Source organism: Oceanobacillus sp. B139/18, from assembly GCF_055524595.1.
This window is the reverse complement of the sequence record NZ_JBVFXI010000005.1, coordinates 323,343-335,490: the sequence shown is the minus strand read 5'-3', so window position 1 is coordinate 335,490 and position 12,148 is coordinate 323,343. Positions and strand designations below refer to the sequence as shown.

The 12,148-nt window shown below is 37.9% G+C and carries 11 protein-coding genes; 8 read left to right on the top strand and 3 right to left on the bottom strand.

The features are described from left to right. Window positions 1-13: 13 nt before the first annotated feature. From clpP to ACZSMY_RS16475, 3 genes are all read left to right on the top strand, one after another. Window positions 14-586, top strand: coding sequence for an ATP-dependent Clp endopeptidase proteolytic subunit ClpP (gene clpP, locus ACZSMY_RS16485; RefSeq protein WP_465147984.1), 573 nt, complete (start codon window positions 14-16; stop codon window positions 584-586). Between the two features lie 358 nt (window positions 587-944). Further along, entirely contained in the window at window positions 945-1,841 is an 897-nt protein-coding gene (locus ACZSMY_RS16480; RefSeq protein WP_368901025.1) for a macrolide 2'-phosphotransferase, read from the top strand. Window positions 1,842-2,474: 633 nt separating this feature from the next. Further along, window positions 2,475-3,317, top strand: a complete 843-nt coding sequence (locus ACZSMY_RS16475; protein ID WP_193064444.1) for an aldo/keto reductase — start codon at window positions 2,475-2,477, stop codon at window positions 3,315-3,317. Between the two features lie 90 nt (window positions 3,318-3,407). Here the strand turns inward: ACZSMY_RS16475 and ACZSMY_RS16470 are convergent, their stop codons facing one another. Further along, the gene (locus ACZSMY_RS16470) at window positions 3,408-4,835 is read right to left on the bottom strand and encodes an amidohydrolase family protein (RefSeq protein ID WP_212929212.1); all 1,428 of its coding nucleotides are present in this window, start codon (window positions 4,833-4,835) and stop codon (window positions 3,408-3,410) included. A 34-nt stretch (window positions 4,836-4,869) separates the two neighbouring features. Beyond that, complete coding sequence (locus ACZSMY_RS16465; RefSeq protein WP_193064446.1) at window positions 4,870-6,420, bottom strand: Na+/H+ antiporter NhaC family protein; 1,551 nt, start codon at window positions 6,418-6,420, stop codon at window positions 4,870-4,872. Window positions 6,421-7,133: 713 nt separating this feature from the next. Here ACZSMY_RS16465 and ACZSMY_RS16460 point away from each other — a divergent pair. Further along, window positions 7,134-7,466 (top strand): YflT domain-containing protein, encoded by a 333-nt coding sequence (locus tag ACZSMY_RS16460; protein WP_042528966.1) that lies wholly within the window; start codon window positions 7,134-7,136, stop codon window positions 7,464-7,466. Between the two features lie 119 nt (window positions 7,467-7,585). Here the strand turns inward: ACZSMY_RS16460 and ACZSMY_RS16455 are convergent, their stop codons facing one another. After that, complete coding sequence (locus ACZSMY_RS16455; protein ID WP_193064447.1) at window positions 7,586-8,017, bottom strand: pyridoxamine 5'-phosphate oxidase family protein; 432 nt, start codon at window positions 8,015-8,017, stop codon at window positions 7,586-7,588. A gap of 490 nt (window positions 8,018-8,507) precedes the next feature. Here ACZSMY_RS16455 and ACZSMY_RS16450 point away from each other — a divergent pair, with 490 nt between their 5' ends. From ACZSMY_RS16450 to ACZSMY_RS16435, 4 genes are all read left to right on the top strand, one after another. Continuing rightward, window positions 8,508-9,452 carry a sugar kinase gene (locus ACZSMY_RS16450; protein ID WP_042528972.1) on the top strand — a complete coding sequence of 315 codons (945 nt, stop codon included), beginning with the start codon at window positions 8,508-8,510 and terminating at the stop codon, window positions 9,450-9,452. A 20-nt stretch (window positions 9,453-9,472) separates the two neighbouring features. Continuing rightward, window positions 9,473-10,123, top strand: coding sequence for a bifunctional 4-hydroxy-2-oxoglutarate aldolase/2-dehydro-3-deoxy-phosphogluconate aldolase (locus ACZSMY_RS16445; protein ID WP_212929210.1), 651 nt, complete (start codon window positions 9,473-9,475; stop codon window positions 10,121-10,123). After that, window positions 10,123-11,286, top strand: a complete 1,164-nt coding sequence (locus ACZSMY_RS16440; protein ID WP_212929209.1) for a pyridoxal phosphate-dependent aminotransferase — start codon at window positions 10,123-10,125, stop codon at window positions 11,284-11,286. Before ACZSMY_RS16445 ends, ACZSMY_RS16440 begins: the two co-directional genes overlap by 1 nt. 92 nt (window positions 11,287-11,378) lie before the next feature. After that, window positions 11,379-12,140: an IclR family transcriptional regulator gene (locus ACZSMY_RS16435; protein ID WP_212929208.1), complete on the top strand. Its 762-nt coding sequence runs from the start codon at window positions 11,379-11,381 to the stop codon at window positions 12,138-12,140. The last annotated feature ends 8 nt before the right edge of the window (window positions 12,141-12,148 follow it).

Sequence of the window (12,148 nt, the reverse complement as noted above, 5' to 3'; positions counted from 1 at the left end):
AGGGAGGATGCAGATGAATACAGTTCTTTATGTTATTGAACAGTCAGGCCGTAGTGAGCGGTCTTATGATATCTTTTCCAGGTTGTTAAAGGACCGGATTATTATGATTAGTGATGAAGTGAATGACCAGATGGCAAACAGTATTGTTGCACAGCTGTTATTTTTAGCTGCGGAGGATGCAGAAAAGGATATTTCTGTGTATATCAACAGTCCAGGAGGCTCTACTTCTGCAGGCTTTGCCATTTTTGATACGATGCAGTTTATAAAACCAGATGTGCGTACGATCTGCACAGGTTTAGCTGCTTCGATGGGAGCATTGCTATTGCTGTCTGGAACGAAAGTGAAACGTTTTGCACTTCCAAACAGTGAAATTATGCTTCATCAGCCGCTTGGAGGAGCGCGCGGGCAAGCGACCGAAATTGATATTTCAGCGAAGCGGATTATCAAGCTCCGGGAAAAATTGAATCATATTATTGCGCAGCATTCCGGCCAGCCTGTGGAGAAGGTGGAGGCGGATACAGAAAGAGATTATTTCTTAAGTGCAGAAGAGGCAAAAGAATACGGTTTGATTGATAAAATTATTTAAATGAAAAGCGGGCTGTCCATGGAAGTTATGGCAGCTCGCTTTTGCTATGCAAGCATAAATCAATACGTCAGGGAGGATGTTGCGAATCAACCATCGTTATGCTAGGATGAATGTAATTAATAGGGAGGAGGGATTCTTTTGATCGATAACCAATCTTTGCATCGCTAATGCAGAAGCTTCAGACTCGAGACACGATATGTGCCCAGATGAAGGATTGGTCTATCTTTTTTTAGAATCCCTATACGGTTAAAGGTAAGTGTAGGGGTGGAATCTGTCTGCCCCTGCTTTTTTAGTTTTAAGAGTATTCTTCACTGACGGGCATGTATAAAAGTAGAATAAAAAGAAGGATGTGGCAGATGTGGATAAACAAACTGTATCAGAATTAGCTCACAAATACGGGTTAGAATTGAAAGAGGATTCTATCCGCTTTAATGAATCCGGATTGGATTTTCTCGCTGCTTTTGCAGAGGATTCAGATGGAGCGGAATGGGTCTTAAGAATACCGAGACGCGATGATGTGATGGGAAGAACAGTCGATGAAGGGAAAGTGTTAGCGTTCGTTCATCAGCATGTATCCTTTCAGGTTCCTGTCTGGTCCATTTATGAAGAGGATGTAATCGCCTATAAAAAATTGAGCGGGGTTCCAGCAGGCACGATTGATCCAGAAATTCAAAACTATGTCTGGGAAATGGATATTGAAAACATACCTGAAGCCTTTCACCAGAGCCAGGGAGCGGTTTTAGCATCTTTACACACAGTTCCTGTAAAAGACGCAGAAAAAGCTGGAATTCCTGTCCAAACGGCAGAGGAAGCAAAGGCCTCCATGAAAGAACGAATGGAAAAGGTAAAGAAACATTTTGGCGTGGCTGATGCCCTTTGGAATCGCTGGCAGGACTGGTTGAATAATGATGAAGTATGGCCAAAGCAAACAGGATTGATGCATGGTGATATGCATGCCGGCCATATGATGATCGATAACGATTCAAGGGTTATTGGTTTAATTGACTGGACAGAAGCGAAAGTAACAGATGTTTCCAATGATTTTGTCTTCCAATATAAAGCATTTGGAGAAGATGCGCTGGAGAAGCTTCTTCATCACTATAAAGAAGCTGGAGGTATTTACTGGCCAAGAATGAAGGAGCATATCATAGAGCTGGATGCTGCGTATGCTGTAGCGATTGCGGAGTTTGCGATTGTTTCTGGTGTGGAGGAATATGAGCAGATGGCGAAGGAAGCGTTGGGTGTTGGAAGATAAATATAAGGATAATCACGTCTAACTTTGAGCGATAGATTCATTTTAACCCGAAGAACTGAATTTATTTCGCTTCCATAGTAATAAGGTTATTCATGTGAAAATGACTTGTTTTTAAATATGTAAATAGGGTATACTATCAGTAGAAAGACATATAATTAAAAGACCGTTCCATGCTGGTACATGAAACGGTCACAATAGACTGAACCCCATCAAGAGGGGCTAGGTAGCGGGAAAAATAATCCCTCACTTTCCTACGACAAGGCATGAGGGATTATTTTTTATGGTCTTTATCAGACATGATGAACGCTATTAACATCCCAAAAGATATCATTAGCGTTAACACGCTTTCTAGATCCATAGGCAAACACCTCCCTCCCTAGGAAGTCTCCTAATAAAGACTACCGACAGGACGACAAGTGCTACCATAACCCTCATGTGAAGCCAGCTTATTGATGCAACTATTATAACACAAATTAATTATCTAACAGATAGAATGGTTATATTTTTAATAAGGAATAGTATAAAAAACTGTAAGTCTGATAACTCTCGGCGGAAGCAAGATGCTTCGTCGTTTATTTGCATTTTCATAAGGGAATATTAAAAATAAACGAAAGCGAAAAGAGGTGCTGCTGAATGGTTCAATTAGGAAAAAAAGAATTGTTTCCAATTGGAATGGGAACCTGGCATATGGGAGATTATCCAGAAAAAAGGAAGCAAGAAATAGAAGCCCTAAGATACGGAATGGAAAGCGGCATTGAAGTAATTGATACGGCGGAAATGTACGGGGAAGGAAATTCAGAAAACCTTATTGGCGAGGCGATTCAAGATGTAAAGAGGGAGGATATTTACCTGATTTCCAAGTTCTATCCGTTTCATGCACAGGAGCCGGATTTGGAGCGCTCGCTGGAGAATTCATTGAAACGGCTAGGTACAGATTATCTGGATTTATATTTATTGCATTGGAAAAGCAGTACACCACTGGAGGAAACAATCGAATCGCTTGAAAAGTATGTAAAGGACGGGCGCATTCGTGCGTGGGGTGTTTCCAATTTCGATACAAAAGACGTTGAAGAAATGAGGCAGACTGCTGGCGGGGAAAACAGTACTGCGAATCAAGTATTATATAATATAGCGAGCAGAGGGATTGAATATGGTTTACTGCCGATGCAGAGAGAAAAGGGATTGCCAACCATTGCCTATTCCCCAACTGCGCAAGGGGATACGAGAGGCGATAAAATCACATCGAACAAAGTCCTGCAAAAGATAGCAAAGCATCATGATGCAACTGTATTTCAGGTGATGCTGGCATGGACGATTCGTCACGATGATGTACTGGCTATCCCGCAATCCAGTGATAAAAAGCATATTCAGGAAAATATAGATGCCGCATCGATAAAGCTTTCTGAAGAAGAGCTGCAGCTCATTGAAAAAGAATTTCCTGCGCCGAAGCGGAAGATGCCGTTAGATATTATCTGAGGCCGGCTGCCCGTTCTTTAATGATGATAGGAAAAGAAACCAATGAAAAACCCGGATAAGTTCGGATTTTTTCATTGGTTTCTATTTTCACTATAATAATCCATCTCTGACCATTTGTAAGATGTCGCTGTCTGCTTTAAGTATATCTTCTTCTGCGCGGGAGGCGATATTCTCTGCTGTTTGTTGCGCCTTCGAGATTTCCTCTTTTTCATGGATGGTTAAGATTTGTTTATTTTCCATAATTACTTTCCCATCAATGATGGCTGTATCTACTTCGTCTCCTCTTGCGGAATATACCAGGTTTGGAACGATATTACGAATGGGCTTGGTTAGCACAGGATAGAAGGCAGGAGCAGTTAAATCTACTAAGATGATATCTGCTTTTTTCCCGCTGCGCAGACTTCCCACTTCATGATCGATGCCCATGACTTTAGCAGCTTCAATGGTAGCCATCCGAAGTGCTTGTGTGGCATGGAAGGCTTGCGGATTTTTATATTTTACTTTGTTCAATATGGCTGCAAATTTCATTTCGTTGAACATGTTATTGCTGTTGTTTCCTGGTGCTTGATCTGATCCTAAGCAAGCTGTTCCTCCGGCATCTAGAAAATGCTGTACGGGCGGGACCATTCCATCGATGATGCCAATACTTCCAGCACAGTAAATCATACTGGCACCGCTTTTGGCTATAAATGCAGTCTCTTCGTCTGTGGCCTCGGTAAGATGTACCGCAATTAATCGCTCATTTAAGAAATCATGCTCATCCAGAAATTCAATACTTCTTTTTCCATAACGTTTTTCCATCTGATTGATTTCCCGGTCACCCTGGGCTACATGCATGTGCAGCTTGGTGTCTAATTTCTCTGCGTGATTTTTTACTTCCTTCAACAACTCTAAGCTCATCATATCCGGACCATGCGGGCCAAGAATAACCGTAATGCGTCCGTCTTCTGTATCATGGTGTTTCTCATATAATTCAAGGTTTCGATTTAATTTTGTCTCCCCAATAGACGACTCAAATGTATATAATTCTCCTACTGGGAGGTCGCCGATGTTATCCGGGATTTCATTGACCAGCTCAGCGACTCGGGCACGGGCGCCGATTTTTTTATAGTTGTTTACGATGAGGTCCATTCTTCCGTCATAGTCACAAAATGTTGTGGTGCCTGCTTTTATCCCCTCGATAATATTCACCATAGAACCGATAGCACTTTCGTCAGGGCGGAGGTGTTTTTGGAATGGCCACAGGCCCTTCTGCATCCAGTTTGACATATCCTGTGCGACTCCTCTAAAGATAGCAATGCCTGTATGGATATGCGCATCAATAAAGCCTGGCATAATTAACTTGTTTGCAGCATCAATATGTCTTTCAGCTGTATATTCCCGTAAAATTTCCTGTGTTTGTCCGACTGCTTCGATTTTATTATGTTTTATGGCAACTGCTCCGTCCGCAATATAGCCGACTCCTTTTCCTTCCATTGTCATCAGGTGTCCATTGTGAATGATAATATCGACTTTCATGTGAGCAACTCCTTGTACCGTATGATTTTATGCCTTAGGAGGTCTTCTCTAAGGAAACTTTCAAATTCTCTTTCTTCGCTTTCCGATTTAAGAAATATAGAATGGATAATAATACTGCTGCCGTAATAACCATGCTTACAATGGCATTTTGTGTTAATCCTGCAGAAAGAAAACCGGTTGCAGCTGAGATTCCAATAATAATAGCATATGGTAACTGGGTTTTTACATGTTCAATATGGTCTGCCGCAGCTCCCGTTGAAGCCATGATAGTTGTATCTGATATGGGAGAGCAATGATCTCCCATTAGTCCGCCGCTTATAACCGCACCAATAGCTATTGGCAAACTGATGTCTATCGCAGCAGCCATTGGCAGGGCAATTGGCATCATAATAGAGAATACTCCCCAAGAACTTCCGGTAGCGAAAGCAATGAAAGCTCCAACCAGAAAGATAATTGCCGGGACGATAAAGGATGGCAGGTAGCTGCCGGTAATATGAGCGATATATTCTCCTAATCCCATCGTAGTGGCTATGGAACCAATCGACCAAGCCATAATAAGAATTAATGTTACAATCATTAATTTTAAAAGGCCATTGGTGAAATCTTCAAATAAATTCACTAAGGATTTGCCGTAACGCAGTCTTGCATAGATAATGCCGCCAGCAGAACCGCAAATAAATCCGCTAATGATACCAAGTACAATATCTGCATTTAAAAAGGCGCCTCTAAACCCATTTTCTCCAATATTGCCTGTCCAGAAAATAACTGAAAATATGGTTCCCAGCAACAGTATCATCGGAATCAAAAAGCTGAATATATCTGCATCGTTCCTTTTATTCCCCTTTTCTGTTCCTTCGTCTTCATCCATCATCAATTTATCATGATCTCCATACAATTTCCCGGTTGTTATTGCTTTTTTCTCTGCTTGATACATGGGGCCGATATCTAAATTTAAGTTAATGACGAACAGCACGCCAATCATCGCAAAAACGCCATATAAATTAAAAGGAATCATCTGTATGAACATCCCCCATGGATTATCGCTCAAGCTTAGTGCAGCTAATTGTGTGGCGATTAATCCTGTAATAAAAGGTCCGTAACTGCTGATGGGAGACATGGCGGCCATCGGGCTTCCCATGGAATCGAGTATGTATGCCAGCTTTACTCTCGAAATTTTTATTTTATCGGTAATGGGCCGGGTGACTGCTCCAAGAATTAGGACTGGTTCTGTATAAGAGAAGAGAAAAGAACTTCCCCAAACAAAATTTTGAGCCTTCCTTCTGGTATTGATTTTTTTCGTAGCAGCTTCGGCAAACGCCTGCGCAGCTCCGGTCGTGCGAAGGATATTAACAAATCCTCCTGTCGTTGTAACTAGCAGTAACAGGCTAGCATTCCATGGATCTGCGATAGAGGGAATCATGGTGTCTGTAATGGTATATGTAAAACCCACAAGCGGATTCCAACTATTGATGATGGTTGCTCCAAGCCAGACACCGATAAATAAAGATATAATCGTTTGCTTTGTTATGATGGCAATAATAATTGCGAGTATCGGAGGTAACAGCGATAAAAAACCATATTCCATATGTTCCATCTCCTTTTTGTTTATTAGCGCTTTCAATTGAGTGGTGAAACAAGCAACTGCCAGAGAGTTCAGCCAATATAACATGAAAAATGTTTGGCGTAAGCGCTTTATTTGTGCGATTGGCTGTTTGTAGAGAACGGATGTGGTTTTCCATTTTCTATAATAGTTTATAACCTTTATCTATCAGCACAAAACCTTGCGTTTGAATCAGCTTTGACCATGATTCTTTCGATTCGGCGAATCAAGAGAGTTATTTGATATGGATAGGTATGGAAGAATAATATAATCACTTCAACCAGATTTTAATCAAAAGTAAGCATTTCATTTATGTGCCTGCTGATAATCTTTCTTCATTCTCCGTTCCCCAAAGCGTATATTTTATAATTATATAGGAGGCGTAATTGATTGTATAGTGTTTATTTTTTGAATATTTATTAATTATTTTAGGTAAATCATATTTTAATTGAAACAGTGAACGCAATGTGATAGTCAATGGGAGCGACTAAACATTCAGTTGAAGGGCAGAGAGGCAAGTTTTTAAATAACATAGTAAAAAGTATTTCAAGAGCATTGCAGCTGATTAAAAACCTTTGCTGAAGCGGAAAATGTCACTAGAAATGATGTAGGCTTTAAATTTTTTTCAAAAAAAATGATTAGTTTTATGTGAGTCGGGAAGACATCTAATGTAGCATTTTATAGGAGGTAGTTAAGATATGACATTCGTAAAATCTTATACAAACGATGAAATGTTAGAAAAAGATGTGAACAAGCTAAAGGATAATAACATCAGCTCCAATAATATTTTCATCCTCTCTCACGATGATGATCGCACTGCACGCATTGTAAATAATACGGAAGCATCCGGTATTGATTACAATAAGCAGGATATCGGAGGAGATTTTGAAAAACCAGGTGATGAGTTAAGAGAAAAACTCCGTGAACTGGGAGTTGCTGATGCAGATGCCCATGAATATGAAGAAGATATGGATGAAGGAAAAGTCTTTTTAATTGTAAAAGATGAATCAGCGAAAAGTATTGTGGGTTAACTGTAAGCCACAATAAACGAAGCAGTTAAGCATAAATCCGGACCAATCCTAATCTCTATGGAAAAGGGAGGGGTCCGGATTTTGGTGTTTTAAAGAAGGACTTTTCTATGTGATAACTCTTAAATATCTTCCATGTTAATTATTTCAGGCGTATCAAAGTTATCACTATTCATGATTTTAATTTGTTCAGGGATGAGTTTGAGAACAGTTAAATCAGGGTCATTTTTAGAATCAAAGTACGCTTTATCCTGTGTTTCCCATAACCAGTCAATGGTTTCTTGATTATTAATAACCTCGACCTTGGCTCTGATTTCTAAGAAGCTTTTATTTTTTGTTTCTTCGTATCCCAGTAAAATATGCGCCTGTGGGTTGCTTTCCACTTCTTCTACCTTTGGAGAATCCTCATCTGTTTTTGTGTATAATACCGCTTCATCATGGTAAAAGACCATATATCGGCTGTTTGGTACATTATTATGGGAAGTAGATAGAACGCCGACCTTTGAAATATCTAAAATCTTTTGAATTTCTTTTATTACTTTTGCTTTATTCATGTTGTCACCTCTTTTAAATGAGCTCATATAGTTTGATTCCAAGATTAAGTTTCCCTTTGCGATAAAAAGATATACGTCATCATGCAATGATTTTAAATCTTAACGTTAGAGGACTATTGTGTAAAATAGTGCAGTTTCAGCTTTAGATTATTATTTTTGAAACAACTGAGCGTCTAATATTTCCACTAATATAACAGCTGGCATTTGGCATTCACCCAAGATACTGATGACAGAACCATTGCTGAAGGACGCCGATTGTTTTAGTAAGAAATTTAATACATTTCACACGGAAGAGTTCTTGAATATTGAGAAAAGATTTACTACAAAACAGGAAATAAAACTTAAAAAAGGGTTGACAACTCCAATGATATCGCTTACATTAATAAAAAGAAATTTAAGAAAATTTGATAATTATATATTTTTTACCCTTATTGAGGAACATCGTTCCTCAATAAGGAACGAGGAGTGTTTAGAGGAAGGTGGATATTAATTGGATGTTGTAACAATTGGTGAAACAATGATTTTACTTTCAACTAATACAAGATTAAGGTATGCTAATAATTTTTCAATGGGAATAGGGGGGGCTGAAAGCAATGTAGCTATCGGGTTAGCACGATTAAATCATAAAGTCGGTTGGATTAGTCGTTTAGGTAATGACGAGTTTGGTAAATATATTCTTTCTGTTATTCGTGGGGAAGGGGTAGATATTAGCAAAGTTCAATTTGATAACCAGGCACCTACTGGAATTTATTTCAAAGAATTAAGAAAACCTAATGATGTACGAATTCAATATTATCGAAAAGGTTCTGCTGCAAGTAAGATGGATAAAAATGATCTCGATAAGAACTATATTAAACGTGCCACATACCTTCACATAACAGGTATTACCCCAGCCTTAAGTGATAACTGTTACAAAATGATTTTAGAAGCAATTTCAATTGCTAAACTTCATGGAGTTAGCGTTGTATTTGATCCCAACTTAAGAAAGCAATTATGGAAAGAAGATAGAGCAAAAAAGATTTTACTAGAAATTGCATTACAATCAGATATATTTTTACCTGGTTTAAACGAAGGAAAGTTCCTAACAGGATATGAAAATCCTAAAGATATCTGTGAGTATTTTACAAATTTAGGTGTATCTACAGTGGTAGTTAAAGCAGGAAAAGATGGAGCTTACTTGATGTGCGATAAAGTTTTTAAGCATATAAAGGGTATTAAAGTTGATGATGAAGTTGACCCTGTAGGGGCAGGTGATGGATTTGCCGCAGGGTTCCTATCTGGTTTAATTGATAAACTTTCTACAGAGGAAGCTGTTAAAAGAGGTAATGTGATTGGTGCTTTTGTTATAACTCAACATGGAGATGTGGAAGGCTTACCTGATAAACAAGAAATACATGATTTCCTTTCAGATAAGGAAGAAGATGTGAGAAGGTGATCATAAGAGGAGGGCTAGAGTTGAATACATTTGAAAAAATAAAAGACACTGGAATTATAGCAGTATTAAGAAATTTAGATCCAGATAATGCAATTGAAGTAGCCAAAACATTGGTTAATAACGGTGTAAATGTATTAGAAATAACAATGGAAACTCCTAATGCTATTTCCATCATTGAGAGTATAAATTCAGAATTTCAAAAGACTGCTGTAGTAGGAGCGGGGACAGTTTTAGACACTGAGACAGCACGAACAGCAATTATCGCAGGAGCGCAGTTTATATTTTCACCTACTGTCAACATAGAGACGATTCGGATGACAAAGAGGTATGGACTGGTTAGTATACCAGGAGCCCTAACTCCTACAGAAATTTTAGAAGCATATGAGAATGGGGCAGATGCAGTAAAGGTTTTTCCTGTGAGAACGCTTGGCCCAAGTTATTTAAAAGATATAAAAGGACCATTGCCCCATATTCCTCTTGTTCCTACTGGAGGCATAGACATTCATAATATTCAAGAATATTTCGAAGCTGGTGCGGTAGCTGTTGGAGTTGGAAGTTCATTGGTTGATTTACGTTTGAAAAATGAACCCGTTTTTTTTAAGAATATTGAGATGAAGGCGAAAGATTTCGTTCATAACTTTCGTAATTTTAAAAATAAAGAAAGTGAGTGATGGGTTTGGAATTATCAGACACATCTAAAAATTATCCTGCTTCTGTGATTCGCAAAATGTTTGAATTAGCTAATGACTATGAAGGAGTAATTAAACTTACAGTTGGGGAACCAAACTTTGAGACTCCTGATCATATTAAAAAAGCGGCGAAAGTTGCTATTGACAAAGGATATACTAAATACACTTCGAATGCAGGTTTAGCCCAATTAAGGGAAGTAATTGCAGAAAAATATACAGAGAGTTTAAAAAGAAATATAAGTAAAGACCAAGTAATGGTTACAACTGGAGGGATGGAGGGGATTTTATTAGCTTTATATGCCACAGTTAATCCAGGAGATGAAGTTCTAATAACCAATCCCGGTTACCCAAATTATATAGGACAAATCGAAATGCTTGGTGCTAAAGCTGTACCTGTAAAGGTTTTAGAAGAAAATAAATTTAAATTACAAGCAAAAGATGTAGAAAAAGCAATTACTATCAATACTAAAGTACTTATTTTAAATTCGCCAAGTAATCCTTTAGGAACAGTGTTGGAAGAGAAGGAAATAAGAGAACTAGCAAAAATAGTAAAAAAATATAACCTATATGTTATTTCAGATGAAGTCTATGACAAAATAATATATGATGGAAAGCTTCACTTTAGTATGGCAGAAATAAAAGAAGTAAAGAATCAAGTTATTGTGGTAAACAGCTTGTCTAAAACATATGCAATGACAGGCTGGAGAGTTGGGTTTGTGATAGGAAACGAAGAAGTGATATCTGTTATGCCAAAATTACAAGAAGGTATAGTTTCTTGTATTCCAGAATTTATACAAATGGCTGCAATAGAAGCAATGACAGGTTCCCAAACGATTATAGAGAAGATGGTTAAAGAATATTCATGGAAACGTCAGCTCGTTTATGAGAGTTTAAATCATATTCCGGGTATTTCCTGTATAAAAACTGAAGGTGCTTTCTATGCATTTGCAAATACAAAACAGTTTTCTGAATCATCTGAGTGTTTTGCGATAAAATTACTTAAAAATGCAGGTGTAGCTGTGGTTCCTGGTTCAGCATTTGGAAGCATGGGTGAAGGGTATTTGAGATTATCCTTTGCATGTGGAGAAGAGGAATTAGAAAAAGCTATATATCGTTTAGAACGATATATAGTGAACAATTATTAATTTGAAAATCTTATAAATATCCCCTTTAGTTAATAATAAGCTGATTATTGTATGATAAATTAAAGATAGTATGTATTTAGGAGGGGATCAATTTGGCAATAATTCAATCAGTAGAACGTTCACTTATCATTTTAGAAAAGTTATCAAAGAACCCTAAAGGTATGGGAATAACAGAACTAGCGAATCAGTTGGATGTAGCTAAAAGCACAACACACAGGCTATTGACTACGCTTATGAACAAAGGATTTGTTATACAAGACGAAGAAACAAAGAACTATATATTAGGAATGAAAATTATAGAATTATCAAGTTTAATGCTGGAGGATATGAATATAAGATCTATCGCAAAAAAAGACCTTGAAGAATTAGGGCAAAAAATTAATGAAGTAGTTCATTTGTGCATTCATGAAAATGGAGAAGTTGTTTACATTGATAAATTTGAGAGCGACCAGACGATAAGAATGCATTCAAAAATTGGAAATAGAGGAATGATGCATAGCACAGGGGTAGGTAAGGTTATTTTATCTGGCATGACAGATGAGCAAGTACGAAATATTATCACAGCAAAAGGGATGCCTGCTAAAACACATCGCACGATTACAGATGAAGAAATATTAATTAAAAGATTAAATAAGATTAGAGAGTTGGGATATGAGATTGATGATATTGAAAATGAAGATGGAATACGTTGTGTAGCAGCTCCAATATATGATTACAGAGGGAAAATGATTGCTGCATTTAGTGTTTCGGGTCCTGAAAATAGGATGCGATTAGAACGTATAAAATCTGAACTGGTAGATTTAGTATTAGAAACTAGTAAAAACATATCTTGGAAAATGGGATATACCGGGTAAAGAAAGCA

Coding starts and splice junctions, on each gene's coding strand:
- ACZSMY_RS16440 (WP_212929209.1), top strand. CDS start 10,123: ATGGGTTTGGAATTATCAGACACATCTAAAAATTATCCTGCTTCTGTG.
- ACZSMY_RS16460 (WP_042528966.1), top strand. CDS start 7,134: ATGACATTCGTAAAATCTTATACAAACGATGAAATGTTAGAAAAAGAT.
- ACZSMY_RS16470 (WP_212929212.1), bottom strand. CDS start 4,835: ATGAAAGTCGATATTATCATTCACAATGGACACCTGATGACAATGGAA.
- ACZSMY_RS16475 (WP_193064444.1), top strand. CDS start 2,475: ATGGTTCAATTAGGAAAAAAAGAATTGTTTCCAATTGGAATGGGAACC.
- clpP (WP_465147984.1), top strand. CDS start 14: ATGAATACAGTTCTTTATGTTATTGAACAGTCAGGCCGTAGTGAGCGG.
- ACZSMY_RS16465 (WP_193064446.1), bottom strand. CDS start 6,420: ATGGAATATGGTTTTTTATCGCTGTTACCTCCGATACTCGCAATTATT.
- ACZSMY_RS16455 (WP_193064447.1), bottom strand. CDS start 8,017: ATGAATAAAGCAAAAGTAATAAAAGAAATTCAAAAGATTTTAGATATT.